The following is a 26266-nucleotide window of genomic DNA, read 5'->3' on the forward strand; positions in this document are numbered from 1 at the left end:
CATGTACGTGGCCGTCAAAGGGGGCGAACGCGCCATCCTCAATTCCTATCGCATGCTGGACGACTACCGGCGCGGCGACCGCGCCGTGCCCGAGCTCAGCCTGGACCAGATCCGCGAACAGATGCCGCTGGCGGTGTCGCGCGTGATGGCCGAGGGCTCGCTCTACGATCCGCAACTGGCGGCGCTGGCGCTCAAGCAGGCCGCGGGCGACGTGATCGAAGCCGTGTTCCTGTTGCGCGCCTACCGCACGACCCTGTCGCGCTATGGCTATACGCAGCCGATCGACACGGGCCGCATGCGCCTGCAACGCCGCATTTCTTCCACCTTCAAGGACGTGCCCGGCGGCCAGATCCTGGGCCCGACCTACGACTACACCCAGCGCCTGCTGGATTTTTCGTTGGAAGCCGAGCGCCACGCAGACGCCTTGCCGGCGGGCGACGAGCCGCTGGACAGCGCCATGCCGCGCGTGACCGACCTGCTGGCGCACGACGACCTGATCGATGCCGAAGCGGTTCCCGAAGGCGATCCCGAACCCTTCGACCTGACCCGCCAGCCGCTGGACTTTCCGGCCTCGCGCGCCGCGCGCCTGCAGAACCTGGCGCGCGCCGACGAAGGTTTCCTGCTGTCGATGGGCTATTCCACGCAGCGCGGCTACGGCAATACCCACCCCTTCGCCGCCGAAATCCGGTATGGCTTCCTGGAGGTCGAGATGCACATCGAGGAGCTGGGCTTTGCCGTCACCGTGGGCGAAATCGAGATCACCGAATGCCAGATGGTCAGCCAGTTCGCCGGCAACGGCGAAGAAGGCCCCAAGTTCACGCGCGGCTACGGCCTGACCTTTGGCTACGGCGAGCGCAAGGCCATGTCGATGGCGCTGGTGGACCGCGCCCTGAAGGCGCAGGAACTGGGCGAACGCGCCGATTCGCCGGCCAACGACCACGAGTTCGTGCTGTATCACAGCGACAACGTCGAGGCCTCCGGTTTCGTGCAGCACTTGAAGCTGCCGCACTACGTCGACTTCCAGGCCAACCTGGAGTTGTTGCGGCGCCTGCGCGCCGAGCGTGCCGCGCCCGGCTCCGGGCCTGGACCCGTCTCGAGCCTCGCGTCTACCCCTGACACCACCCGCCAGCTGGACGAGGCCGTCGCCCCATGAATGCTTCCCCCCTTTCCGCCGCCACCGTCGAACGCGACGACCACTACAACTTCGCCTACCTGGACGAATCCACCAAGCGCATGCTGCGCCGTGCGCTGCTCAAGGCCGTGGCCATTCCGGGCTACCAGGTGCCGTTCGGCAGCCGCGAGATGCCGCTGCCTTACGGCTGGGGCACGGGCGGCATCCAGGTCACCGCGGCCATCATCGGCCAGGGCGACGTGCTCAAGGTCATCGACCAGGGCTCGGACGACACCACCAATGCCATCAACATCCGCCGCTTCTTCGGCCGGGTGACCGGCGTGGCCACCACCGAATCCACCCGCGACGCCAGCATCGTGCAGACTCGCCACCGCATTCCCGAAACGCCGCTGGCGGCCGGGCAGATCATGGTGTTCCAGGTGCCGATTCCCGAGCCGCTGCGCTGGCTGGAGCCGAGCGAAACCGAAACCCGCACCATGCATGCGTTGGCCGAATACGGCGGCATGCACGTCAAGCTGTACGAAGACATCGCGCAGCACGGCCACATCGCCACCACCTACGACTACCCCGTCATCGTCAACGACCGCTACATGATGCGGCCGTCGCCGATCCCCAAGTTCGACAACCCCAAGCTGGACAACAGCCCCGCGCTGATGCTGTTCGGCGCCGGCCGCGAAAAGCGCGTGTACGCCGTGCCGCCGTACACGCGGGTCAAGAGCCTGGATTTCGAAGACCATCCCTTCACCGTCGAGAAGTGGTCGGAATGCTGCGACGTGTGCGGCTCGCGCGACAGCTTCCTGGACGAGATCATCCTGGACGATGCCGGCACGCGCCGCTTCGTCTGCTCCGATACCGAATACTGCAACGACCGCCAGGCGCAGCAACACCCGAAAGAGGCCACCGCATGAACGCCCAACCTTTGCTTTCCGTGCGCGACATGACGCGCACCTGGGATGGCGTACACGGCTGCCGCAACGTCAGTTTCGACCTGTTTCCGGGCGAAGTGCTGTGCGTGGTGGGCGAGTCCGGCTCGGGCAAGAGCACCTTGCTGTCGGCCGTGTCGTACCAGACCCCGCCCGACTCGGGCAGCGTCTGGTACGACACCCGCGACCAGGGTTTTACGGACCTGGCCGGGTTGCAGGGGGCGCGCCTGCGCCTGTTGTCGCGCACCGACTGGGGTTTCGTGCGCCAGAACGCGCGTGACGGCCTGCGCATGCAGGTCAGCGCGGGCGCCAACATCGCCGAACGGCTGATGGCGGTGGGCGACCGCCACTACGGCGAATTGCGCCAGGCCGCGGGCAACTGGCTGGAAAAGATGGAAATCGACGCCGGCCGCCTGGACGATGCGCCGGCCGCGTTTTCGGGCGGCATGCAGCAGCGCCTGCAGATCGCCCGCAACCTGGTGACGCATCCGCGCCTGGTCTTCATGGACGAGCCGACCGCCTCGCTGGACGTCTCGGTGCAAGCGCGCTTGCTGGACCTGCTGCGCCAGCTGGTGACCGACCTGGGCCTGGCCGCGATCGTGGTGACCCACGACCTGGCGGTGGCGCGCCTCTTGGCGCACCGCACGCTGGTCATGCGCGGCGGCGAGGTGGTGGAAAGCGGCTTGACCGACCAGATTCTCGACGACCCGCAGCACCCCTACACCCAGTTGCTGGTGTCTTCCATTTTGCAGAGCTGACCATGACTTTAGCGACTCCCATGATCGAGGTGCGGGGCCTCGGAAAGATGTTCACCCTGCACAACCAGGGCGGCATTCGCCTGCCGGTGCTGGACGCGGTGGACTTCGACGCCGCCGCCGGCGACTGCCTGGTGCTGGCCGGCCCGTCGGGCACCGGCAAGAGCACCTTGCTGCGCTGCCTGTATGGCAACTACCTGGCCACCGAAGGCAGCATCCGCGTGCGCGCCGGCAACGACTGGGTGGAACTGGTCGGCGCGCCCGAACAGCGCATCCTGGCGCTGCGGCGCGATGTCATCGGCTACGTCAGCCAGTTCCTGCGGGTGATTCCGCGCGTGTCGGCGCTGGACGTGGTGGCCGAGCCGCTGCGCATGGCCGGCACCGATGCCGAAGAAGCCCGCGCCCGCGCCGGCGCCATGCTGCGGCGCCTGAACGTGCCGTCCCGCCTGTGGGGCCTGGCGCCGGCCACGTTCTCGGGCGGCGAGCAGCAGCGGGTCAACATCGCCCGCGGCTTCATTGCGCGGCACCCCATCCTGCTGCTGGACGAGCCGACGGCCTCGCTGGATGCCGACAACCGCGCCGTGGTGGTCGAGCTGATCCGCGAAGCGCGCGCCGCCGGACGCTGCCTGCTCGGCATCTTCCACGACGCCGAAGTGCGCGATGCCGTGGCGACCCAGGTCCTGGCCCTGCGCCCCGCGCAGGCCGCCGTCGAAGTGGAGTGACCCCATGCAAAGCATCTACCTGACCCACGCCCGCGTCGTGCTGCCGGACCGCGTGCTGGAAGACAGCGCCGTGCTGATCGATGATGGGGTGATCGTGGCGATCGCCCCCGACGGCGCCCGCGCCGACCAGGAAATCGACCTGCGCGGCCAGACGCTGGTGCCAGGCCTGATCGACTTGCACTGCGACGCCATCGAAAAAGAGGCCGAGCCGCGCTCGAAAGTGCTTTTTCCGCTGGATTTCGCGGTGGCCCAGGTGGACCGCCGCAACGCCGCGGCGGGCATCACGACGCCCTTCCATGCACTGTCGTTCGCCAACAGCGAGTCGGGCGTGCGCAACAACGAAACCGCCGCCCAGGTGGTACGCAGTGTGCGTGCGTTCCGCTCGCACAGCCTGGTCGACAACCGCGTGCATTGCCGCTACGAAGTCACCGACGCGACCTCGTTGCCGGTGTTGCAGGCGCTGATGGACGAGGGTGCGGTGGACCTGCTGTCGGTGATGGACCATTCGCCGGGGCAGGGCCAGTTCAAGACGCTGGAGTCCTACCTGCAATACATGATCGGCAACCACGCCATGAGCCGCGAGCAGGCCGAAGAGGCCGCCCGCGCCAAGACGCGCTCGAAGGATGGCGCGGTGCAGCGGGTGGAAACGTTGCTGGCGCATGCACACGGCCTGGGCATCCCCACGGCCAGCCACGACGACGATTCGATCCACCGCATCGCTACCATGCGCAACCTGGGCGTGGCCATGAGCGAATTTCCGATCACGCTGGATACGGCGCGCGCCGCGGTGTCTTGTGGCCTGCCCACCATCCTGGGCGCGCCCAACGTGCTGCGCGGCAAGAGCCAGAGCGGTTCGATGCGGGCCATCGATGCCATCCGCGCGGGCGTGGCCAGCTGCCTGTGCTCGGACTACCAGCCGTCCACGCTGATCGCCGCGGCCTTCGCGGTGGCTGCGCAGACCGATCTGACGCTGCCGCAGGCCATGGCCCTGGTGACGGCCAATCCGGCCGACGCCTGCGGGTTGTCCGACCGTGGCCGCATCGCGGTGGGGTTGCGCGCTGACCTGGTGGCCGTGGCGCAGGTGGGCACGCTGCCGCTCATCAGCCATGCCTGGAGCGCCGGCCGATTGGTGTTTTCGGCCCACTACCCCGCGACCAGGCCGGCGATGCCGGCCGTCGAACCGCGCGGGCTGGTGGCCGCCTGATCGTCCCGCCGCCCGGGCGCGCGCCTTTTTTTTTGCGCCCGCGCAAGGCCCGGCGGGCAAAAACATCGCTGCCGGGCAAGCGGGGGCCGCGCGCATCTGGTTAAATGGGTGGATGACGAGGCGGCCCCGGCTTGCAGGGCCCGTCTTCCCTTTTTTCCGGAGCGCGCGATGGCACGATTCAATTTCAACCAAGACCCCGAAGAACCCGATCTCTGGGCCGCGGAAAACGTGCCCGTGGGCGGCAGCCGCCCGCCCATCCACGTGATGATCCAGACCGACGGCGAAGAACCTGACAGCGGCGCCTCGAAAGTGGTCAAGGCCATCATCGACAACCTCGATGACCACGTCCTGGCCGCCGCCGAGTTCCTGCTCGACAACTACTCGTACGAACACTACAAGAAGCTGGGCATCGAAGACGACCAGCTGCTGGCCGAAGAAACCGCCGAAGCCATGGCCGAGAAGGCCGTGCTGCGCGCGCTGTGGCTGTTCGACGAAGACGGCGACGGTTATGAACTCTGGTTCACGCTGCCCTGGGACCCGGTCCACACCTACGATGTGGAATTCGAAGACGGTTCGCCCGTCTCGTGTTCGGTCAACGACTGATCCCACGCCAGAAGCGCCCCGCCCAGCGGGGCGCTTCTGCATCGGCGGTGTGTTCGCGCGCCGCCTGGGCGCTCAGGGCATGAGTTCGTAGCGGGTCGCGCGGGCCTCGCCCAGCGACTCGTCATAGCGGTAGAGCAGCTTGACGGGCTTGCCGCGGCGCACCGCCGACGCATCGACATTGTCCAGCGCCACGTCGACCTGTCGACCGACGAATTCCGTGCAGTCGGTATCGGCGCGCGCGCCGTCGGGAATGTCCGCCGCCTTGACCTTCAACTGGAACAGCACTTTCGATAGCTCGGTGCCATCGGTGCGGTACTGGCGCATGGTGACGGGCAGGTTGACGACGGTGCCGGACAGATCGCACGAGATGCGGGTCCAGGCATGCGCGCTGGGCAGCGCGGCCATCAGCGCCGCCGCGGCGAGCGCGGTGCGCAAGCGTGGGAGTTTCATGGCGTTTGCAATGGGCGCAGCGGCCAGGCGCGGCGCCCGTAAGGGGCCAGGGGGCTTTTATGTTGCGCCGGTCGCGCAACCAGGTCAAGGCGGGGCGGGCAGCAAAAAAAGGCCCCGCAACAGAATGCGGGGCCCGCTTTGGAATTCAGCAATGCGTCAGTGCGACGCCTCGCCATCAGGCGTCGCGCGTGGCGGCCCGGGCCGGTTGCGAGGCGTGCGTCAGCGGTTGACCGACATCGGCCTTGGGCGCCAGGTCTTCCTCGTTGCCTTCCATCTTGGCGATGACGGCGGTGGCCAGGCTGTTGCCGACCACGTTGGTGGCCGTGCGGCCCATGTCGAAGAACTGGTCGATGCCCATGATCAGCAGCAGGCCGGCCTCGGGCAGGTGGAACATCGGCAGCGTGGCTGCCACCACCACCAGCGAGGCACGCGCCACGCCGGCCATGCCCTTGCTGGTCACCATCAGCACCAGCAGCAGCGTGAGCTGCTGCGAGAAGGTCATTTCGATGTTGTAGGCCTGCGCGATGAACAGCACGGCGAACGACTGGTACATCATCGAGCCGTCCAGGTTGAACGAATAGCCCAGCGGCAGCACGAAGCCCGAAATGCGCTTGGACACGCCGAAACGCTCCAGCGCTTCGATCGTCTTGGGGTAGGCCGATTCGCTGCTGGCGGTGGAAAACGCGAGCAGGGTCGGTTCCTTGATCAGCCCGCCCAGGCGGAAGGTGGACTTGCCCAGGAAGAGGTAGCCCACGGCAAACAGGATGGCCCACAGCAGCGCCAGGCCCAGGTAGAACTCGCCGATCAGCTTGCCGTAGCTGACCAGCACGCCCAGGCCTTCGGTGGTGATGGCGGCGGCCATGGCGGCGAACACGCCCAGGGGCGCGAAGCGCATGACGTAGTCGGTCACGCGGAACATGATCTTGGCCAGCTCGTCGATCATGTTGTAGATCGTGTTGTGGCCCTTGCCGCGAACGAACGACAGCGCCGCGCCGAAGAACAGCGAGAACACCAGGATCTGCAGGATCTCGTTGTTCGCCATGGCTTCGGCGATGCTCTTGGGGAACACGTGGGCAATGAACGCCTTCAGCGTGAAGTCGCCCGTCTTCAGGCCGGCGGTGGCGGCCGCGTCCGGCAGCGCCAGGTTCATGTGCGCGCCGGGCTGGAAGATGTTGACCAGCGCCAGGCCCAGCAACAGCGAGATGGCCGAGGCGGCGATGAACCAGAACATGGCGCGCAGGCCGATGCGGCCCACGGCGCTGGCGTCGCTCATGCTGGCCAGGCCCGACACCAGGGTGGCGAAGACCAGGGGCGCGATGATCATCTTGATCATGCGCAGGAAGATGTCCGTGATCAGGCTGAAGTACGAGGCGATGTCCTTGGCCTCTTGCGCGTTCTGCGCGTACTTGTTGCAGAAATAACCCACCACGACGCCCAGCACCATGGCGATGCCGATGTAACGCGTCAGCTTCTTAGTATTCATCTTCAAAAAACGGAAAACAGGGACCCTATCGGTCGGCCGGGGGCCTTACCCGCCGGCACGGGGCGGGGCGAATCGGTCCAATGACGGATATGCCGGAGGGCGCCCGGAGCGGCACGGGTTAACCCTTTGGGCCGCGATGTTAACGCCGCGAACCTGACAGTTAGTTGTCAGGTTGGGGACGGATCGGCACAATCGAAGCGGGGCCGCCGGACATGCCAAAATGACCGCACCCCGAGGGCCGCCGCCAGCCGGCGGGCCGCTGACAAGAACATGGGCTGCCCGGGTCAAGGGTCGGCCCGGTGGGAGGTCATCCAGGCCCCCGCCTATATAGGAGACAGAGCTATGCCGAAACGCGAATTGTCCGTCCTGGCGTCCGGGTACACCTACCTGGAGGGCCTGCGCTGGCATGACGGGCGCTTGTGGGCGTCGGACTTCTACACCGGCCAGGTGATCGCCGTGGACCTGCAAGGGCGCGTCGAGGTCATCTGCCGGGTCCTGCAGCAGCCCTCCGGCCTGGGCTGGCTGCCCGACGGGCGCCTGCTGATCTCGTCCATGAAAGACCGCAAGCTCCTGCGCCGCGAAGCGGACGGCACGTTGTCGCAGCATGCCGACCTGTCCGCCCTGACGGGCGGCCCCATCAACGACCTGGTGGTGGACGACCAGGGCCGGGCCTACGTGGGCAACTTCGGCTTCGACCTGATGGCCGGCGAGCCTTTCGCCACCACCACGCTGGTGCGGGTGGACACGGACGGCGTTGCCCAGGTGGTGGCCGACGGGCTGTGGTTTCCCAATGGCTCGTTCATCACGCCCGACGGCAAGACCCTGATCGTCAACGAAACCTTCGGCAACCGCATCTCGGAATTCGACATCCTGCCCCATGGCGCCCTGGGGCCACGGCGCGACTGGGCCCATTTCGGCGCCTTGCCCGATTCCAATGACCTGTCGGTGCTGATCGAAGCCTCGGCCATCGGGCCGGACGGCGGCGCGCTGGATGCGGAGGGCGCCCTGTGGGTGGCCGACGCCATCGGCAAGCGCATCGTGCGGCTGGCGCGCGGCGGCAAGATCCTGGAACAGATCGATACCGGCGAGTTCGGCATCTTCGCCGCCGCGCTGGGCGGCCCGGACGGCAGGACGCTGTTCATGGCGGCCGCGCCCGACTTCATCGAGGCCAACCGCCGGGCCAAGCCCGAAGGGAGGATCCTGATGACCCAGGTGGACGTGCCGCACGCCGGCCGCCCCTAGGGCGGGTCGGCGGGCGGCCCAGTCAGACGGCCGGTTTAGTCCTGGTGGATAGGGATACCGGCCGTTTCAAGACCTTTCTTCGATTCCCCCGTAAAATCTCGCCATTCGGCTCGATTTCAACCATCTTTCAATCCACAGTACCTAAGGAGGACCACTCATGGCCCTAGTCTCCATGCGCCAGTTGCTCGACCACGCCGCCGAGCACGGCTACGGCATTCCGGCTTTCAACGTCAATAACCTGGAACAAGTCCAGGCCATCATGGAAGCCGCGGCGGAGACCGACAGCCCGGTGATCATGCAGGCTTCGGCCGGCGCCCGCAAATATGCCGGCGAAGGCTTCCTGAAGCACCTGATCCAGGCCGCCGTTGAGTCCTACCCGCACATCCCCGTGGTCATGCACCAGGATCACGGCCAGTCGCCCAAGGTCTGCCAAGGCGCCATCGACCTGGGCTTCTCCAGCGTCATGATGGACGGCTCCCTGAAAGAAGACGGCAAGACCATCGCCGACTACGACTACAACGTCGACGTCACCAAGAAGGTCGTCGACATCGCCCACAAGCTGGGCGTCACCGTCGAAGGCGAACTGGGCTGCCTGGGCTCGCTCGAAACCATGGAAGGCGACAAGGAAGACGGCCACGGCGCCGACGGCAAGCTGACCATGGACCAGCTGCTGACCGACCCGGAACAAGCCGCCGACTTCGTGCGCCGCACCCAGCTGGACGCCCTGGCGATCGCCATCGGCACCAGCCACGGCGCCTACAAGTTCACGCGCAAGCCCACCGGCGACATCCTGTCGATCGCCCGCATCAAGGAAATCCACGCCCGCCTGCCCAACACCCACCTGGTGATGCACGGCAGCTCCAGCGTGCCGCAGGAACTGCTGGCCGAGATCCGTGAATTCGGCGGCAACATGAAGGAAACCTACGGCGTGCCCGTCGAGGAAATCCAGGAAGCTATCAAGTACGGCGTGCGCAAGATCAATATCGACACCGATATCCGTCTGGCCATGACCGGCGCGATCCGCCGCTTCTTCGCCGAGAACCCCGAAAAGTTCGACCCGCGCGAATACCTGAAGCCGGCCCGCGCCGCCGCCAAGGCGATCTGTGTGGCTCGCTACACGGAATTCGGCACCGCCGGCAACGCCAGCAAGATCAAGGCGCTGCCGCTGACCGAGATCGCCGCCCAGTACGCCTCGGGCAAGCTCGCCCAAGTGGTGCAGTAAGCCGCTGGCCCGGTCCCGCCTCCTGGGGCGGCCGCCGGGCGGGCTGTCAGGCGAAAAAAGGCGGGCCCCGGGTGGGCCCGCCTTTTTCTTGCGCGTCGCCTCAGGCGGGCGGCCCGTTCCTGGGAAAGTGCGGCACCGACTTGTCCACGTGGTGCCAGGACGGGGCCGAATCGGTCCAGAGGCTGACGCGGGTGTGGAAGGCCTCGGGATCGTCCAGCGAACCGGCCCGCACCACTTCGTACGTCGTGCTGTCGGAGCCGCCGAACAGCGGCGTGCCACAGTCCGGACAGAAGCTGCGCATCACGATGTGGCCGGAATCGCTCTTGTAGCGGTGTTCGCGCGCCTGGCCTCGCAAGAGGGTGACGGAGCCGGCCGGGAAGATCAGCGCGTGGGCCGGCGCGCCGCCGCTGGAATACTGGCAATCGCGGCAATGACAGGTGGCGGCCATGATGGGCTCGTCGGTCACTGCGTAGCGTACGGCGCCGCACTGGCAGCCGCCGGTCAGGTGAACCTGCGCGTCGGCGTGGGACGCGCGTTTCAAGGATGCTTCCTGCATACGACTTTGTCTCCTCCAGGTGAAAAGGGAGCGTCGTGACGCGCGTTCGCGGCCGGCGCATTATTTGGAATGCAGCCAGACTAACCCGGGGTCCGCCACCCGGCAAGACGGACCTATTTGCAGTAACCTATGCGCTTTCTTGCGCCCTCATTTTTGCCATAGGCCATTTTTCCCGTGACTTCTGCTTTGCATCAATCCAGCATCACGTCCCTGCCGCTGCTGGGCCGCGGTAAGGTCCGCGACATGTACGCCGTGGGCGACGACAAGCTGCTGATCGTCGCCTCGGACCGCATCTCGGCGTTCGACGTCATCCTCGACGATCCCATCCCCGGCAAGGGGCAGGTGCTGACCGAGCTGACCGAGTTCTGGCTGCAGAAGCTGGCCCACATCCTGCCGAACCACTCCACCGGCGTGAAGCCCGAAGACGTGGTGGCGCCCGACGAAATCGACCAGGTGCGCGGCCGCGCCGTGGTGGTCAAGCGTCTGAAGCCCATCCTGGTCGAAGCGGTGGCCCGCGGCTACCTGATCGGTTCCGGCTGGAAGGACTACCAGGCCACCGGCGCCGTCTGCGGCATCAAGCTGCCCGCCGGCCTGCAACAGGCCAGCCAGCTGCCCGAGCCGATCTTCACGCCCGCGGCCAAGGCCGAATTCGGCATGCACGACGAAAACGTCGACTTCGCCCACGTGGTCAAGGAAGTCGGCCAGGAAATGGCCGAACGCATCCGCGACGTCACGCTCAAGTTGTATGCCGAGGCCGCCAGGTTCGCCGCCACCAAGGGCATCATCATCGCCGACACCAAGTTCGAATTCGGCCTGGACGACGATGGCACGCTCTACCTGATGGACGAAGTGCTGACCCCGGATTCCTCGCGCTTCTGGCCCGCCGACGGCTACCGCGTGGGCATCAGCCCGCCGTCGTTCGACAAGCAGTTCGTGCGCGACTGGCTTGAAACGCAACCCTGGGACAAGACGCCGCCTGCGCCGCGCCTGCCCCAGGACGTACTGGAAAAGACCGCCGCCAAGTACCGCGAAGCGCTGGATCGCCTGATCGCCTGATCTCGCGACCGCGCCGGTCACCCCGCAACCCGCCCGCGTTTTGGGCGGGTTTCTTTTTGTCCGGGATGGCTGGCGGCTCAGGGAAATCCCTGCTTTTCGCTAAGAGTTATTGCTTATTGTTACGCTATACTCGCCGGCACATTGCACCCGGAGACCGTCGGCGAGGCCGCTCGGTTTCCCTCTGCCAACTTGCCGGGCGCGGCCCGCAGCCGCCGCAAGGGCGCATTGCCCCCCGGTCGTAGAAAGGAGCTGCGCATGATAATGATGTTGCCTTTCCTGACCGGATTGGTCGCGGTGTGGTTCGGCATGCTCGGCAAGCGCCGTCCTTGCGTGGCGTTCTGGCTGATCACCCTGCTGGTCTTCGCCGCCTGGTGCCAGTTCCACATGACCAGCCCGCTGGCGCTGTCGCTCTAGGGCCGCGCCATGATTTTCTCCCGCAATCCCGCGCGCGGTTCGCGCATCCTCAACGGCCTGGCCCTGCTGGGCGTGACCGCCATCCTGGGCCTGGCATTCGCCTGGCAGTTCGCCTACGACGAGCTGCCGTGCCCGCTGTGCCTGCTGCAACGGGTGGCCTTGATGCTGGCCGGGGTCGGCCTGCTGCTGAACCTGCGGCTGGGGCCATCGCCCATGCACTACGCCATGACGATCGCGGCCTCGCTGGGCGGCATGGTGGCCTCGGGGCGCCAGGTGCTGCTGCACATCGCGCCGGGCGACCCGGGCTACGGCACGACGCTGCTGGGCCTGCATTTCTACACGTGGGGCTTCATTGCCTTTGTCGCGCTGATCGTTTTCTGCGTGGTGATGCTGTCGGCCGACCGCAAGTGGGGCGACAACGTGATCAAGCGGCCGGTCTCGGCGCTGGGCGTGGTGGTCATGGCCCTGTTTTTCATCATGGTGCTGGGCAACCTGGGCAGCACCACGTTGCAATGCGGTTTCGGGCCCTGCCCGGACAACCCCACCGGCTATCTCTGGCTGGGTTCCGCCGACCCGTCGTAGGGGTGCCGCCGACGCCGGGTAAAATACCGGGTTTCGCGGTTTCGCCGCGGCCATCCAACTACTCGACATCGGTTATGACAGCCAAGACTTCCGCAGCGGCAGACGCCACCCCCGTGGTGGGCGTGATTATGGGTTCTTCCAGCGATTGGGAGGTCATGAAGCACGCCGTCACCATGCTGGAAGATTTCGGCGTGGCCTATGAAGCCCGCGTGATCTCCGCACACCGCATGCCGCAGGACATGGCCGAATACGGCGCGGCGGCGTTCGAGCGCGGCCTGCGCGGCATCATCGCCGGCGCCGGCGGCGCGGCCCACCTGCCGGGCATGATGGCGGCGCTGACCGAAGTGCCGGTGTTCGGCGTGCCGGTGCCGTCCAAGTACCTGCGCGGCGAAGACTCGCTCTTGTCCATCGTGCAGATGCCCAAGGGCGTGCCGGTTGCCACCTTCGCCATCGGCGAGGCCGGCGCTGCCAATGCCGCGCTGCACCTGATCGCCACGCTGGCGGGCACGGACGCGGGCCTGCACAAGAAGCTGGTGGCGTTCCGCGCACGCCAGACGCAGGCTGCCCGTGACATGAAGGTTCCGCCCGAGGCTTGATCCGTATGACGCAATCGACTGCTTTCTCCATCGCGCCCGGCGGCTGGCTGGGCCTGCTCGGCGGCGGCCAGCTGGGCCGCATGTTCTGCCACGCGGCGCAAAGCCTGGGCTACAAGGTCGCGGTGCTGGACCCGGCCGCCGAATGCCCCGCGGGCATGGTGGCGGACCTGCACATCCAGGCCGCCTACGACGACGAGGCCGGCCTGGAGCGCCTGGCCAGCACCTGTCAGGCCGTCACCACCGAATTCGAGAACGTGCCGGCCGACAGCCTGCGCGCGCTGGCCACGCGTTGCCGCGTCAGCCCGGCCGCCGACGCGGTGGCGATCGTGCAGGACCGCATTTCCGAAAAAAGCTTCATCGCCGGCCAGGGCATTTCAGTCGCGCCGCACGCGGCCATCCGCAGCGAAGCCGACCTGCGCGCCGCGCCCGATGCGTTGTTCCCGGGCATCCTCAAGGTGGCCCGGCTGGGCTACGACGGCAAGGGCCAGGCCCGCATCGACACGCGCGAAGCCGCGCTGGCCGCCTTCGCCGAGTTCGGCGGCGTGGCCTGCGTGCTCGAAGCGCTGATGCCGCTGGACTACGAGATCTCGGTCGTCATCGCGCGCGGTTTCGATGGCGCGAGCGTGGTGTTCCCGGTGGCCCGCAACGTGCACCGCGACGGCATCCTGGCCGTGTCCACCGCGGCGCCGGTCAAGCAGGACGCCGCCCACGCCGAACGCCAGGCGCGCGCCACCGAGGCCGCGCAGGCCATCGCGCAGGGCCTGGGCTATCACGGCGTTTTGTGCGTGGAATTCTTCGTGTTGCAGGACGGCAGCCTGATCGTCAACGAGATCGCGCCGCGTCCGCACAACAGCGGCCACTACACCATGGACGCCTGCGTCACCAGCCAGTTCGAGCAGCAGGCGCGCGCCATGGCCGGCCTGCCGCTGGGCAGCACCGACCTGCTGGCGCCGGCCGTGATGCTGAACCTCCTGGGCGACATCTGGTATCCGTCGGCCACCGGCGAGGCGCAGCGCGAACCCGACTGGGCCGCCGCGCTGGCCGTGCCCTCCGCCAAGCTGCACCTGTACGGCAAGCGCGAAGCGCGCCGTGGCCGCAAGATGGGCCATGTCACCATCGTGGCGGCCAGCTTGCGCGAAGCGCAGGCCGACGCCGCGCGCGTGGCCGCCGCGCTGGGCATGCAAGCGCCCGAGTAACGCGATGCCTGCCCAGCCGTCCTCTTCCGCCAGCGCCCAGGACATCGCCGCCGCCGCCCAGCGCCTGCTGGACGGCGAGCTGGTGGCATTTCCCACCGAGACCGTCTACGGCCTGGGGGCGGACGCCGAGAACCCGCAGGCCGTGGGCAAGATCTACGCCGCCAAGGGCCGGCCGTCGAACCACCCGGTCATCGTGCATATCGCGCCGCAGGGCGACCTGTCGTACTGGGTGTCCGAGGTGCCACCCGAAGCCCGCCTGCTGATCGACGCTTTCTGGCCCGGGCCGCTGACGCTGATCCTCAAGCGCGCGCCGCACATCGCCGATACAGTCAGCGGCGGCCAGGACAGCATCGGCATCCGCTGCCCCTCGCATCCGGTGGCGCAGGCGCTGCTGGCGGCGTTCGCGGCCGGCAAGCCGAACGGGCAGGGCGGCGTGGCCGCGCCGTCGGCCAATAAGTTCGGCCAGGTCTCGCCGACCCGCGCCGACCACGTGACAAGCGAATTCCCCGACGAGGTCGCCGCCGGCATGCCGGTGCTGGAAGGCGGCGCGTCCGACGTCGGCATCGAATCCACCATCCTGGACCTGTCGCGGCTGGATAGTGGCGCGGGCCCGGTGCTGCTGCGCCCGGGGCACATCAGCGCCGCGCAGATCGAAGCGGTGCTGGGCGTGCAGGTATTCGCGCCGGACGCCGCGGCCCCACGCGCGTCGGGTACGCTGAAGGCGCATTACGCGCCGCGCACCGCACTGGAACTGGCCTCCGATGCGCGCTTGCAGGCCGTGCTGCAAGGCCGTGGCCTGCCGGCGGGCAAGGTCGTGGTGGTGGCCTATGCGCCGCCGCCCGCGGGCCTGGATGCCCGAATGCAATGGCAGCAGGTGCCGGCGGACCCTACGCGCTACGCCCAGGCGCTGTACGCACTGCTGCGCGACCTGGACGGCCAGGGCTTTGCCCGCATCATCGTGCAGGCCCCGCCTGCCAACGACGACTGGCACGCGGTCAACGACCGCATCGGCCGCGCGGCGGCGGCGTTCACGCTGGACACGACGGACCTGTAAGGTCTGTCTTTCCCCACGCGGACCTGTAAGGGCCGTCCTTCACGCCGTGGACCTGTAAGGTCCGTCCTTCACGCCGCCAGGAATTCCCCGATCCGTTCCACCGCCTGCCGCATCGGCGTCAGGAATTCGCCGGTCAGGCGTTCGAGCGGCACCCGTGCCGCCTTCACGCTGACGTTCACCGCGCCGCAGGCCTTGCCGCTGGCCGAGCGCACCGGCACCGAGATCGCGCGCACGTTCAGTTCGAGTTCCTGGTCGACCACGGCGTAGTCCTGCTCGCGGATGCGTTCCAGCTCGGCGCGCAGCCGCGCTTCGGTGACCAGCGTGAATTCCGTATAGGGTTGCAGGTCGACGGCAGCGAAGTAACGCGCCAGCGCCGGCTCGGACAATTGCGCCAGCAGCACCCGCCCGATGGACGTGCAATAGGCCGGCAGACGGCTGCCCAGCCCCATCGACGTGGCCAGCAGCCGGTTCACCTCGGACCGCGCCAGGTACAGCATTTCATGGCCTTCCATGATGGCCAGTGCGCAGGTCTCGTTGACGGTGGCGCTGAGTTCTTCCAGCACCGGCTGGGCCAGCGAAACGAACGGCGTCGACGAAAAATAGGCATAGCCCAGGCCGAGGATGCGCGGGGTCAGCACGTATTGGCGGCCATGTTGTTCGGCAATGCCCAGCAGCATCAGCGTGTGCAGGCAGCGCTGCACCACCGCGCGCGGCAGGTTGGCGCGGCGCGCCAGTTCGGCGGCGGTCTGCGGATGGCGCCGCGTGCCGAACGCGCGGATCACGTGCAGTCCGCGCGCCAGCGTCAGCATGTAGTCGGGATCGCCCCGCAACTGGTCGGGGTGGTCTTCGGGGGCCAGCGGCGCGGCGTAGCCGGGCGGGGGAAGGTTGGGCAGCATCAGCCTGCGCGCAGCGGCGCGCCGGTGCGCGCCTGCAGTTCCGTCAAGGTCATGCCATCGATCATATCCCGGACCCACAGGCCGTCCGGCGTGACGTCGATGACGGCCAGGTCGGTGTAGATGCGGTCCACCACGCCCGCGCCGGTCAGGGGATAGGTGCAGCGTTCGACGATCTTGGGCGCGCCGTTCTTGCTGTTGTGCTCCATCATGATGAACACGCTGCGCGCGCCCACGGCCAGGTCCATGGCGCCGCCCACGGCCGGCGCCTCGCCCGGTTTGTTGAGGGACCAATTGGCCAGGTCGCCGTTGGCCGCGACCTGCATGCCGCCCATGACGCAGAGGTCCAGGTGGCCGCCGCGCATCATGGCGAACGAGTCGGCGTGGTGAAAGTACGCGCCGCCGTCGAGCAGCGTGACCGGTTGCTTGCCGGCGTTGATCAGGTCCAGGTCGATGGCGTCGTCGGCGGGCGGCGGGCCCATGCCCAGGATGCCGTTTTCGCTGTGCAGCACGATCTCGCGGTCGGCGGGCAGATGGGCGGCCACCAGCACGGGCATGCCGATGCCCAGGTTGACGTAGCTGCCGTCGGGGATGTCACGGGCCAGGCGGCGCGCCATGGCCTCGCGGGTCAGGGGGGTAGGCATTGTGCGGGATCCTTGAGGGGGGCGGGGCCTAGCTGGAAAAGGCGGCGTCGGGCACTTCGGTGACGCGCGTGACGAAGATGCCGGGCGTCACCACGGCTTCGGGCGACAGCTCGCCCAGCGCGGCCTTGGCGCGCACCTGGACGATGGTGGTCTTGGCGGCCATGCACATGATGGGGCCGAAGTTGCGCGCGCTTTTGCGGTAGGTGAGGTTGCCCCAGCGGTCGGCCTGGTCGGCCTTGACCAGCGCGAAGTCGCCGTGCAGCGGCGCCTCGAACACGTAGCCGCGGCCGTCGATGATGCGGGTTTCCTTGCCGGTGGCCAGTTCGGTGCCGTAGGCCGTGGGCGTGAAGAAGCCGCCCAGCCCCGCGCCCGCGGCGCGCAGCCGTTCGGCAATGGTGCCTTGCGGCACGCATTCGAGTTCGATCCTGCCCTGGCGGTACAGGTCGTCGAACACCCACGAATGCGAGGCCTTGGGAAACGAGCAGATCACCTTGCGCACGCGGCCGGCCTTGATCAGGGCGGCCAGGCCGGTTTCGCGGTTGCCGGCGTTGTTGCTCACCACGGTAAGGTCGCGTGCGCCCTGGTCGATCAGGGCGTGCAGCAGTTCGGTAGGCATGCCGGCGCCGCCGAAGCCGCTGACCAGCACGGTGGCGCCGTCATGGATGCCGGCCACCGCGGCGTGGGGAGTGTCGATGAACTTGTCGATCATGGTTGCCTTCGGGTCGGGCGGGGCGCGAGTTGCCGGCGCGCCCCGCGGATGCGTCGCCGCGGGGCGGCTCAGTCCAGCGTGATGTGCGCCTGCTTGATGATGTCGGCGTAGCGCGCGGAGTCCTGCTTCATCAACTGGGCGAACTGGTCGCTGGTGCCGCTGGCCGGCAAAAAGCCGGCGTCCAGGAATTTCTGCCGTACGTCGGGCTCTTGCACGATGTCGCTGATCTCGCGCGCCATGCGGTCGATGATCGGCTTGGGCGTGTTGGCCGGCGCCATCAGCCCGGCCCAGGACCCGGTGACAAAGCCCGGCATGCCGGCTTCTTCCATGGTGGGAATGGCGGGCTCGGTGGGCCAGCGCGCCTTGCCGGTGAAGCCCAGCGCCTTCAAGCGGTTCTGCTTCACGTACTGCATCGGCACCAGGATGGGATCGAACACCATCGACACCCGCCCGCCCAGCAGGTCGGTCAGGATCGGCGCGCTGCCCTTGTAGGCCACGTGCGTCATGGTGAGCTTGTTCTGCAGGGCGAAGTCGGCGCCGGTCAGGTGGGCGCTGGACCCGTTGCCGCTGGACGCGTAGGTGAGCTTGTCCGGGTGCTTGCGGGCATAGGCCACCAGTTCGGCCACGCTGTTCACGGGCAGGTCCTGCGAGACGAACAGGAACAGGGGCAGGTCGGCCATCTGCGCCACCGGCGTCAGGTCGTCGGGCTTGTAGGGCAGCTTGTACAGGTGGAAGTTGATGATGAACGCGGGCAGGATGGACAGGAAGGTGTAGCCGTCGGGGTCGGCCTTGGCGGCGATGCCCGCGCCCACGCTGCTGTTGGCGCCCGGCCGGTTCTCGACAATGATGGTCTGCTTCAGGCGCGGGCCGAGCTTTTCCATCACGATGCGCGTGACGATGTCGGTGGATCCGCCCGGCGTGTAGGGCACGATCACCTTGATGGGCTTGCTGGGCCAGTCGTCGGCGGCGTGGGCGCTGCCCGTGGCCAGGCCGCAGGCGGCCAGCGCGGCGCAGAACAGGGTTTTGAGGGCGTGGCGGCGATGTCCTGCCGCAAGGCATTGGGGCTGCGGTTTCCTTGCTTGTGCCATGGATTTGTCTCCTCCATGAGTCGGCCTTGGACCAGCGCGCGCCCGGGTTTTTGTTGTGGTGCGGCCGGTTTTTTGTGGGAATGTCGATCGCGCCGCCTTTCGGACAAGGCGCGAAAAAAGTATGGCACGCAGGGGGGAGGCCACTGGGGCATCGGGGTACGGATAAAGTTCGGTGACCGGACTTCACCCAGGTTTCCAGGACGGTTTCACCTGGGGTTTCCACTAGGCGTTTGCGCGTTGTTCACGCCATGGACATCGCGTAATCTGGCGGCCGGCCCGCAAAGCATGGGCTCGGTTTCAGCCGCAGCGGGCCTACAGGCCGGCGCGGGCATCCAGGGCCTGTGCGAGGTTCCTTTTTAGCGTTGACAGGCCCTAAATTCAGGAGAAGCAATAATGAAGCGGTTGATCTCGTTGGCTGCCGGCGCCCTGGCCCTGGCTTGTGCGTCCCAGGCAGCGGTGGCTGGCCCCACGCTGGATGCTGTGAAGAAAAAGGGCTACGTGCAATGCGGCCTGACCGACGGCGTGTCCGGGTTCTCGGCCACCAACAGCAAGGGCGAATGGGAAGGCATGGACGTGGACATCTGCCGCGCTGTTGCCGCCGCGGTGTTCGGTGATCCGACCAAATTCAAGGGCACGGCGCTGTCGACCCAGCAACGCTTCACCGCGCTGCAATCGGGCGAAGTCGACGTGCTGCTGCGCACCGTCACGCTGACCCAGACCCGCGACACCTCGCTGGGCCTGTCGGCCGTGGCTGCCAGTTTCTACGACGGCCAGGGCATCCTGGTGAACAAGAAGCTGGGCGTGAAAAGCGCCAAGGAACTGAACGGCGCCACCGTCTGCGTGCAGCCGGGCACCACCACCGAGCTCAACCTGGCCGACTGGTTCCGCGCCAACAACATCGAATTCAAGCCGGTCGTGATCGACAAGGTCACCGAGGTCGTGCGCGCGTTCGAATCGGGCCGCTGCGACGCCTTCACCGACGACGCCTCGCAACTGGCCGCCGTGCGCGCCACCCAGGTCGCCAAGCCGGACGACTACGAGATCCTGCCGGAACGCTTCTCGAAGGAACCGCTGGGCCCCATGGTGCGCCAGGGCGACGAGAACTGGCTGGGCATCGTGCGCTGGACCCTGTTCGCGCTGCTGGAAGCCGAGGAATACGGCATCACCCAGAAGAACGTGGACGAGATGCTCAAGAGCAACAACCCCAACGTCTCGCGCATCCTGGGCGTGACGCCGGGCGCCGGCAAGAACATGGGCCTGGATGAAAAGTGGGCCTACAACGCCATCAAGGCCGTGGGCAACTACAGCGAAGTGTTCGAGCGCAACGTCGGCAAGGACAGCAAGCTGGGCCTGCAACGCGGCACCAATGCGCTGTGGAGCAAGGGCGGCGCGATGTACCCGTGGCCGATCCGCTGAACGCGGCGGCATGAGGAACTACGGCCCGTTCGCGGGCCGTTTTCTTTTTTGCGGGTGCGCGCGGCGCCTGGGCCGCAGCTTGTGCATTGGCCAGGATCGCCATGCGATATGGTCGAACCATTATGCGGTACGCTATGCGCTTTTCCACCGGACGCACCGCGCGCCATGACGCAACCCCGACCCGCCGAGGATTCTCCCCTGTTCATCGCCGCGCTGGCGCGTGGCGTTTCCGTGCTCAGGGCCTTCGGCGAAGGCCGGCCGGCGATGACGCTGCCCGAACTGGCCGAGGCCACGGGCCTGAGCAAAAGCTCGGTGCAGCGCTTTGCCCATACGTTATGGACGCTGGGTTACCTGCGCAAGGACCCGGCCAGCAAGAAGTTTTCGCTGGGGCCGTGGTCGCTGGAACTGGGCATGAAATATGTGCAGACCAGCCCGCTGGTGCTGGGCGGCAACCCGTTCCTGCACTCGCTGAACCGCAACTGCCAGGAAACCTGCAGCCTGGCCGAGCCCGACGGGTTGGACATGGTCTACGTGGCGCGGTTTGCCACCCACAAGGAAATGTTCGTCAACATGCCGGTCGGCATGCGGCTGCCGCTGTACAGCACGGCGTCGGGCCGCGCCGTGCTGGCGCGCCTGGACCCGGACGTGGCGCGCGGCCTGCTCGAGCGCTGCGACCGCAAGCCTTTCACTGCCTCCACCATCACGGACCTGGATGCGCTGATGGCCGAACTGGAATTCGCGCGCCAGCACGGCTATGCGCGGTCCAACAGCGAGTTCTATCCGGGCGACATGACCATCAGCGCGGCCGTGCTGGACGCGGGCGGCACGCCGCTGGGCGCGGTCAATGTGTCGGTGCCCTCCAGCCGCTGGTCGTTCGAACAGGCGCAGGCCGTGTTCGGTCCCCAGGTGGTGGAGACGGCCCACGCCATCAGCGCGTCCCGCACGCTGGGACGCTCGCATCCGTTCTATGAGTGGGAGCCGCCCGGTGGCTCGCTGCGTGGCGCGCTGCCGTTCTCGATCGACGAGGTCTGACGGCGCGAGCTTGCCCCCGGGCAGGCCGCAATCTGGTGCGCGCGCCGCGCACCATACGGGAGCCGGCCACGGCCAATTCCCGATAAATTTGATCAAGTACTAAGTACGCTGCTCAGGGAAATTCCCTAATTGGCGGCTGGTCTTCTTGCGCGTTACTCTGAATTTGACGTGATCGTATCGCACAGCGATTCGATTGAATCTAATTATGCGGCCGGACGCGGCATTGTCGCGGCTGGCTGACGCCAGGGAGCCGCGCTGTGCCGTCGTCCGCCGAAGTCTGTTTTCATCCCGTCTCGGGGTTCATGGGTCTGCCGTCGGCGCGTGCCGCCGGCACGGGGGCCGCGCTTGCCTGCGTCGTGGGCATCCCGTTCGATTGCGGCACGCATCCCTTCCGGGTCGGCTCGCGCCAGGGGCCGGATGCCATCCGCGAGCAGTCGCGGCTGCTGCGGCCGGTGGACATCTTCCGCCGCCACGGCATCGACAATCCGCCTGAATTCCTGCGTGCGGTCGACGTGGGCAACGTGGCCTGCCATCCGGGCGACCCGGACGCCTCGTATCCGCTGATCGAGGCCGGTATCGGCGCGATCCTGGATGCGGGCGCAATCCCTATTTCGATGGGCGGCGACGGCGCGGTCACGCTGCCGCAACTGCGCGCCGTGGCGCAACGCCACCCGGACTTCGTGGTGCTGCATTTCGATTCGCACACCGACACCTATCCGATCCCTGGCTACAACACCGCCACCACCTTCACCCGCGCCGCCGAAGAAGGCCTTTTGGACGTGCAGCGCAGTTTTCACGTGGGCACGCGCGGCAGTTCCTTCATGCCGGGCGTGCTGGAGTTTGGCCGCGAGGTCGGCTACACGATCGTGCCCTACGACGAGTTCGACGCGGACCAGAAGGGCGCGCTGGACGACATCAAGCAGCGCATCGGCGAGCGGCCGGTCTATCTATGTTTCGACATGGACATCTTCGATCCGTCGTGCGCGCCCGGCGTCTGCACGCCGGAGTGGGGCGGCTTGTCGCCCAAGGAAGGGCTGGCGCTGCTGCGCCAGCTGGCCGGCCTGAACTTCGTGGCCTTCGACGTGAACACCGTGTCGCCGCCGCAGGACGTGCAGGGCGCCACGGCTTTCCTGGCCGCTACCGTCATGCAGGAATTCTGCGCGCTGGCGGCGGTGGCGGTACGGCAGTACCCAGAAGGGCGTCCGGCCTGACACGGCGCCCGCGGCATTCATTCATACAAGGGGAATTCCATGACACTCAAATCCATTCTGCTCGGCCTGGCTTCGGCCGCGCTGCTGGTCCAGGCCGGCGCGGGCGTCGCGCGCACGCTGGACGACGTGCGCGCCGACAAGACGCTCAACGTGGTCACCACCGCATCCGCGCCGCCGCACGGCTTCAAGAACCCGCAGTCGAACCGCCTGGAGGGCATCATGGTGGACGTGGCGGCCGCGGTGGCCAAGCACCTGGGCGTGGCCGACAGGCTGGCCGACGTGCCGTTCTCGGGCCTGATCCCGACGTTGACCTCGGGCCGCGCCGACCTCATGTCGGCGCCGCTGTTCATCACCGAGGAACGGGCCCGCGCCATCGACTTCTCTGTGCCGGTGTACGAGTGGGGCGAAGGCATCGTGGTCAGCGACAAGACCGCCAAGCGCTACGGCAAGTTCGAAGACATGCAGGGCCAGAAGGTCGGCGTGCTGGTGGACTCGGTGCAGTTCAACATGATCAAGGACATGCCCGGCACCAAGGTGTCGACCTACCAGGACTATTCGACGCTGCTGGCCGACGTGCGCGCCGGCCGCATCGACCTGGGCATCGTCGATCCGCCCAGCATCATCTACCAGATCAAGACCAAGAACATTCCTGGCGTGAAGCTGGACACCGGCTACCAGCCGCAGCGCAAGTGGCAGGTCGGCATGGCCGTGCAGAAGGGCAATGCCGCACTGCTTGACGCCGTGAACGCCGCGCTGGCCGAGATGAAGCGCAACGGCGAACTGGCCGCCATCGGGCAGAAGTGGGGCGTGTCGGATCTGCTCAGCAAATAAGGCCCACGCGGCACGGATAAGGAGCACGACTTGGATCTCGCTACCCTGCGCATGTACCTGACCCCCCTGGCCGAGGGCACGGTCTGGACCCTGGCGCTGTTTTTCTGTTCGGCATTCCTGGCGGTGGCGCTGGGCCTGGTCGTCTGCCTGTGCCGCCTGTCGCGGCACCGGGCGCTGAGCCGCGCCGCGCGCCTCTACATCGACATCATCCGCGGCACGCCGTTGCTGCTGCAGCTGTTCTACATCTACTACGGCCTGCCCGAGATGGGCGTGGTGATCAACGGCTTCGTGGCCGGCGTGCTGGGCCTGACGCTGAATTTCGGCGCCTACCTGGCCGAACTGTTCCGCAGCGGCATCCAGTCGGTGGATACCGGCCAGTACGAGGCGGCGCGCGCGCTGGGCCTGCGCCGCGGCCAGCGGCTGCAACGCATCGTGCTGCCGCAGGCGCTGCGCACGATCTTCCCGGCGCTGGGCAACTACGCGCTGGTGCTCATCAAGGAGACCTCGCTGGTGGCGGTGATCAGCGTGTATGAACTGATGCGCGCCGGTGAAATGCTGGCCGGCGCGACGTTCCAGGCGCTCACGGTCTACACGATGGTCGGCGTCATCTACTTCGCGCTGTGCAGCATCCTGGCCTATCTGTTCCGCCGCTCTGAAAAGCGCCTGACCGTGCCGGGTTACTGGAGCGGCGCCGGTGACAACCACGACATCTCGAAGGCCTGACGCCATGGACGGAATGAATCGCATCGCGCCCATCATCACGATGCAGGGCGTCTCGAAATGGTATGGCGACTTTCAGGTGCTGGACGGGCTGGACCTGCAAGTGAGCCCCGGCGAAAAGCTGATCCTGTGCGGCCCGTCGGGCTCGGGCAAGTCCACCACCATCCGGCTGCTCAACCGGCTGGAAGAGCACCAGAAGGGCCGCATCGTGGTCGACGGCATCGAGCTGGACGACGACGTCAAGAACATCGAGCGCATTCGCGCCGAAGTGGGCATGGTGTTCCAGCACTTCAACCTGTTCCCGCACCTGACCGTGCTGGAAAACTGCACGCTGGCGCCGATGCTGGTCAAGGGCGTGGCGCAGGCAGACGCCGAGCAGCGCGCCATGCAGTACCTGGAACGCGTCAAGATCCCGCAGCACGCGGCCAAGTATCCAGGACAGTTGTCCGGCGGGCAGAAGCAGCGCGTGGCCATTGCGCGCGCGCTGTGCATGCAGCCCAAGATCATGCTGTTCGACGAGCCCACCTCGGCGCTGGACCCCGAGATGGTCAAGGAAGTGCTGGACACCATGGTGTCGCTGGCACGCGATGGCATGACGATGGTGTGCGTGACCCATGAAATGGGCTTCGCCCGCGAAGTCGGCGACCGCGTGGTGTTCATGGACCAGGGCGCGATCGTCGAGGTCGACACGCCGGCGCAGTTTTTTTCGGCGCCGCGTTCCGAACGGGCGCAGGCTTTCCTGGGGCAGATCCTGGCGTAGAGGCGCGCGGCATTCGGACCTGTGGACGGGAAAATTCCGGCAGCCGGAACCCCGAAAAATGGTTCCATGCCCGGCGCCGAAAATGGCTCTACCGGGTTTGCGCTACGCTACCTATCATGCCGATGGGCCGGCGCGCCGCCGCTGGCCCCAGCCAACAAAACTACCAGGGAAACACGATGAACGGCGCTGACAGTCTTTGCGATACCCTCCTTGCCAACGATGTGGACGTCTGCTTTGCCAACCCGGGCACGTCCGAGATGCACTTTGTGGCGGCGCTGGATCGCAAGCCGAAGATGCGCTGCGTGCTGGGCCTGTTCGAAGGCGTGGTGACCGGCGCCGCCGACGGCTACGCCCGCATGGCCGACAAGCCGGCCGCCACCTTGCTGCACCTGGGCCCCGGCCTGGGCAACGGCCTGGCCAACCTGCATAACGCCAAGCGCGCCCGCACTCCGATGGTCAACATCGTGGGCGACCACGCCACCTACCACGTGCAGTACGACGCGCCGCTGACCAGCGACGTCGAGGGCGTGGCGCGGCCGATGTCGCATTGGGTCAAGCGCAGCCTGACGGCCCAGGCCATGTCGGCCGACGCGGCCGAGGCCATTGCCGTGGCGCGCCGCGCACCGGGCAATATCGCCACGCTGATCCTGCCGGCCGACACCGCCTGGACCGAACTGCCCGCCGACACCCCCGCGCCGGTCAAGGTCACCGACGCCGCCCTGCCGCACACGTCGATCGAGGCCGTGCGCGCCGCCGCCCAGGCGATCCGCAGCGGCGAGGTCACCACGCTGATGCTGGGCGGCGCCGCACTGCGCGAGCGCGCCCTGAACGCCGCCGGCCGTATTGCGCGCGCCACCGGCGTGCGCCTGATGTCCGAAACCTCCAACCGCCGCATCGAACGCGGCGGCGCACGCACGCCGGTCGACCGGCTGCCGTACCCCATCGATCTGGCCGTGGCCAAGCTGAAAGACGTGCGCCACCTGGTGCTGGCCGGCGCCAAGGCGCCGGTGGGCTTCTTTGCCTATCCCGGCAAGCCCAGCCTGCTGGCCCCGCCCGATTGCCAGCAAGTGGTGCTGGCCACCGGCGAGCAAGACCTGGCGCATGCGCTGGAATGGCTGGCCGACGAGCTGGGCATCGCCGCCGACGCGCCGCGCCTGGCCGCGCCGGCCGCCGCCTACGAGGTTCCGGCCACGGGCAAGCTGACGGGCGCCGCGGTCAATATCCTGGTCGCGCATCACCTGCCCGAAAACGCGATCGTCTGCGATGAATCGATCACCCAGGGCCGCGAATTCCCGATCTACAGCGCCAGCAGCGCCCCGCACGACTGGCTGATGCTGACCGGGGGCGCCATCGGCATCGGCCTGCCGCTGGCCGCGGGCGCGGCGGTGGCCTGCCCGGATCGCAAGGTCATCACCCTGCAGGCCGACGGCAGCGGCATGTACACGCTGCAGGCGCTGTGGACGCAGGCGCGCGAAAACCTCGATTGCCTGACGGTGATTCTGGCCAACCGGTCCTACGCCACGCTGCACGGCGAAATGAAGAACGTGGGCGTGCAGGAGCCGGGCCGCAATGCGCGCCGCATGCTCGACCTGGAAGAACCCTACCTGGACTGGACCCACCTGGCGCGCGGCATGGGCGTCGAAGCGGTCAGCGTCGATACGGTCGAAGGCTTTGCCCGTGCGCTGCAAGACGGCCTGAAGCGCCGCGGCCCGTTCCTGATCGAAGCGCTGATCTGACCTGACGGGATAGAGGCAAGCCCCGCCGCGCCGGCC

At 67.4% G+C, this 26266-nt stretch carries 28 protein-coding genes; 21 read left to right on the forward strand and 7 right to left on the reverse strand.

Annotated features, from left to right (window positions below):
- Window position 1 precedes the first annotated feature (1 nt).
- The 6 genes from AC6LJ2_RS13825 to AC6LJ2_RS13850 all read left to right on the forward strand — a co-directional run bounded on the left by AC6LJ2_RS13825 (window position 2) and on the right by AC6LJ2_RS13850 (window position 5339).
- Window positions 2-1153 carry a carbon-phosphorus lyase complex subunit gene (locus AC6LJ2_RS13825; RefSeq protein ID WP_498151574.1) on the forward strand — a complete coding sequence of 384 codons (1152 nt, stop codon included), beginning with the start codon at window positions 2-4 and terminating at the stop codon, window positions 1151-1153.
- Window positions 1150-2040: an alpha-D-ribose 1-methylphosphonate 5-phosphate C-P-lyase PhnJ gene (locus tag AC6LJ2_RS13830; RefSeq protein ID WP_498151575.1), complete on the forward strand. Its 891-nt coding sequence runs from the start codon at window positions 1150-1152 to the stop codon at window positions 2038-2040. The genes AC6LJ2_RS13825 and AC6LJ2_RS13830 overlap by 4 nt, the downstream gene beginning before the upstream one ends.
- Window positions 2037-2813, forward strand: coding sequence for a phosphonate C-P lyase system protein PhnK (gene phnK / locus AC6LJ2_RS13835; protein WP_263911401.1), 777 nt, complete (start codon window positions 2037-2039; stop codon window positions 2811-2813). The genes AC6LJ2_RS13830 and phnK overlap by 4 nt, the downstream gene beginning before the upstream one ends.
- A gap of 2 nt (window positions 2814-2815) precedes the next feature.
- The gene (gene phnL, locus AC6LJ2_RS13840) at window positions 2816-3532 is read left to right on the forward strand and encodes a phosphonate C-P lyase system protein PhnL (RefSeq protein WP_498151576.1); all 717 of its coding nucleotides are present in this window, start codon (window positions 2816-2818) and stop codon (window positions 3530-3532) included.
- Between the two features lie 4 nt (window positions 3533-3536).
- The gene (locus AC6LJ2_RS13845) at window positions 3537-4736 is read left to right on the forward strand and encodes an alpha-D-ribose 1-methylphosphonate 5-triphosphate diphosphatase (protein ID WP_263911404.1); all 1200 of its coding nucleotides are present in this window, start codon (window positions 3537-3539) and stop codon (window positions 4734-4736) included.
- A gap of 168 nt (window positions 4737-4904) precedes the next feature.
- Complete coding sequence (locus AC6LJ2_RS13850; protein ID WP_263911405.1) at window positions 4905-5339, forward strand: hypothetical protein; 435 nt, start codon at window positions 4905-4907, stop codon at window positions 5337-5339.
- A 72-nt stretch (window positions 5340-5411) separates the two neighbouring features.
- Here the strand turns inward: AC6LJ2_RS13850 and AC6LJ2_RS13855 are convergent, their stop codons facing one another.
- Together AC6LJ2_RS13855 and AC6LJ2_RS13860 are read right to left on the reverse strand one after the other, a co-directional pair.
- The gene (locus tag AC6LJ2_RS13855; protein ID WP_263911406.1) at window positions 5412-5789 is read right to left on the reverse strand and encodes a hypothetical protein; all 378 of its coding nucleotides are present in this window, start codon (window positions 5787-5789) and stop codon (window positions 5412-5414) included.
- 175 nt (window positions 5790-5964) lie between these two features.
- Entirely contained in the window at window positions 5965-7272 is a 1308-nt protein-coding gene (locus tag AC6LJ2_RS13860; protein ID WP_498151577.1) for a dicarboxylate/amino acid:cation symporter, read from the reverse strand.
- 342 nt (window positions 7273-7614) lie between these two features.
- On the opposite strand from AC6LJ2_RS13860, the gene AC6LJ2_RS13865 reads away from it, so the two are divergent.
- Window positions 7615-8514, forward strand: a complete 900-nt coding sequence (locus AC6LJ2_RS13865) for an SMP-30/gluconolactonase/LRE family protein (RefSeq protein ID WP_263911408.1) — start codon at window positions 7615-7617, stop codon at window positions 8512-8514.
- 157 nt (window positions 8515-8671) lie between these two features.
- On the forward strand, window positions 8672-9736 hold the full coding sequence (fba, locus tag AC6LJ2_RS13870; protein ID WP_263911409.1) for a class II fructose-bisphosphate aldolase: 1065 nt from the start codon (window positions 8672-8674) through the stop codon (window positions 9734-9736).
- 100 nt (window positions 9737-9836) lie between these two features.
- Here the strand turns inward: fba and AC6LJ2_RS13875 are convergent, their stop codons facing one another.
- A complete protein-coding gene (locus AC6LJ2_RS13875) occupies window positions 9837-10292 on the reverse strand; it encodes a GFA family protein (RefSeq protein WP_498151578.1) in 456 nt (151 codons plus the stop codon).
- 174 nt (window positions 10293-10466) lie between these two features.
- Between AC6LJ2_RS13875 and AC6LJ2_RS13880 the strand changes: the two genes are divergently transcribed.
- From AC6LJ2_RS13880 to AC6LJ2_RS13905, 6 genes are all read left to right on the forward strand, one after another.
- Entirely contained in the window at window positions 10467-11348 is an 882-nt protein-coding gene (locus tag AC6LJ2_RS13880; RefSeq protein WP_263911413.1) for a phosphoribosylaminoimidazolesuccinocarboxamide synthase, read from the forward strand.
- A gap of 255 nt (window positions 11349-11603) precedes the next feature.
- Entirely contained in the window at window positions 11604-11762 is a 159-nt protein-coding gene (locus tag AC6LJ2_RS13885; RefSeq protein ID WP_263911414.1) for a DUF5993 family protein, read from the forward strand.
- A gap of 9 nt (window positions 11763-11771) precedes the next feature.
- The gene (locus AC6LJ2_RS13890; RefSeq protein WP_263911416.1) at window positions 11772-12344 is read left to right on the forward strand and encodes a disulfide bond formation protein B; all 573 of its coding nucleotides are present in this window, start codon (window positions 11772-11774) and stop codon (window positions 12342-12344) included.
- Between the two features lie 74 nt (window positions 12345-12418).
- The gene (gene purE / locus AC6LJ2_RS13895) at window positions 12419-12940 is read left to right on the forward strand and encodes a 5-(carboxyamino)imidazole ribonucleotide mutase (RefSeq protein ID WP_025137396.1); all 522 of its coding nucleotides are present in this window, start codon (window positions 12419-12421) and stop codon (window positions 12938-12940) included.
- A 5-nt stretch (window positions 12941-12945) separates the two neighbouring features.
- Entirely contained in the window at window positions 12946-14136 is a 1191-nt protein-coding gene (locus AC6LJ2_RS13900; RefSeq protein WP_263911418.1) for a 5-(carboxyamino)imidazole ribonucleotide synthase, read from the forward strand.
- 4 nt (window positions 14137-14140) lie between these two features.
- Window positions 14141-15190, forward strand: a complete 1050-nt coding sequence (locus AC6LJ2_RS13905; RefSeq protein ID WP_498151579.1) for an L-threonylcarbamoyladenylate synthase — start codon at window positions 14141-14143, stop codon at window positions 15188-15190.
- 68 nt (window positions 15191-15258) lie between these two features.
- Here AC6LJ2_RS13905 and AC6LJ2_RS13910 read toward each other — a convergent pair whose 3' ends face one another.
- From AC6LJ2_RS13910 to AC6LJ2_RS13925, 4 genes are all read right to left on the reverse strand, one after another.
- Window positions 15259-16086 carry an IclR family transcriptional regulator domain-containing protein gene (locus AC6LJ2_RS13910; protein ID WP_263911421.1) on the reverse strand — a complete coding sequence of 276 codons (828 nt, stop codon included), beginning with the start codon at window positions 16084-16086 and terminating at the stop codon, window positions 15259-15261.
- Complete coding sequence (locus tag AC6LJ2_RS13915; protein ID WP_445657265.1) at window positions 16086-16727, reverse strand: 3-oxoacid CoA-transferase subunit B; 642 nt, start codon at window positions 16725-16727, stop codon at window positions 16086-16088. Before AC6LJ2_RS13915 ends, AC6LJ2_RS13910 begins: the two co-directional genes overlap by 1 nt.
- A 28-nt stretch (window positions 16728-16755) precedes the next feature.
- A complete protein-coding gene (locus tag AC6LJ2_RS13920) occupies window positions 16756-17436 on the reverse strand; it encodes a 3-oxoacid CoA-transferase subunit A (protein WP_263911424.1) in 681 nt (226 codons plus the stop codon).
- 68 nt (window positions 17437-17504) lie between these two features.
- Window positions 17505-18524 carry a Bug family tripartite tricarboxylate transporter substrate binding protein gene (locus AC6LJ2_RS13925; RefSeq protein WP_263911425.1) on the reverse strand — a complete coding sequence of 340 codons (1020 nt, stop codon included), beginning with the start codon at window positions 18522-18524 and terminating at the stop codon, window positions 17505-17507.
- 393 nt (window positions 18525-18917) lie between these two features.
- Between AC6LJ2_RS13925 and AC6LJ2_RS13930 the strand changes: the two genes are divergently transcribed.
- The 7 genes from AC6LJ2_RS13930 to AC6LJ2_RS13960 all read left to right on the forward strand — a co-directional run bounded on the left by AC6LJ2_RS13930 (window position 18918) and on the right by AC6LJ2_RS13960 (window position 26230).
- The gene (locus tag AC6LJ2_RS13930) at window positions 18918-19940 is read left to right on the forward strand and encodes an amino acid ABC transporter substrate-binding protein (RefSeq protein ID WP_263911427.1); all 1023 of its coding nucleotides are present in this window, start codon (window positions 18918-18920) and stop codon (window positions 19938-19940) included.
- A 165-nt stretch (window positions 19941-20105) separates the two neighbouring features.
- A complete protein-coding gene (locus AC6LJ2_RS13935; RefSeq protein WP_263911428.1) occupies window positions 20106-20972 on the forward strand; it encodes an IclR family transcriptional regulator in 867 nt (288 codons plus the stop codon).
- A 302-nt stretch (window positions 20973-21274) separates the two neighbouring features.
- Window positions 21275-22183 carry an arginase family protein gene (locus AC6LJ2_RS13940; protein WP_263911429.1) on the forward strand — a complete coding sequence of 303 codons (909 nt, stop codon included), beginning with the start codon at window positions 21275-21277 and terminating at the stop codon, window positions 22181-22183.
- Window positions 22184-22222: 39 nt separating this feature from the next.
- Complete coding sequence (locus AC6LJ2_RS13945; protein ID WP_498151580.1) at window positions 22223-23014, forward strand: ABC transporter substrate-binding protein; 792 nt, start codon at window positions 22223-22225, stop codon at window positions 23012-23014.
- 30 nt (window positions 23015-23044) lie between these two features.
- Entirely contained in the window at window positions 23045-23737 is a 693-nt protein-coding gene (locus AC6LJ2_RS13950) for an amino acid ABC transporter permease (protein WP_025137407.1), read from the forward strand.
- A 4-nt stretch (window positions 23738-23741) separates the two neighbouring features.
- On the forward strand, window positions 23742-24494 hold the full coding sequence (locus AC6LJ2_RS13955) for an amino acid ABC transporter ATP-binding protein (protein WP_175219870.1): 753 nt from the start codon (window positions 23742-23744) through the stop codon (window positions 24492-24494).
- A 176-nt stretch (window positions 24495-24670) separates the two neighbouring features.
- Complete coding sequence (locus tag AC6LJ2_RS13960; RefSeq protein ID WP_498151581.1) at window positions 24671-26230, forward strand: acetolactate synthase large subunit; 1560 nt, start codon at window positions 24671-24673, stop codon at window positions 26228-26230.
- Window positions 26231-26266: the final 36 nt, after the last annotated feature.

Source organism: Achromobacter sp. 1014246743, assembly GCF_059760725.1.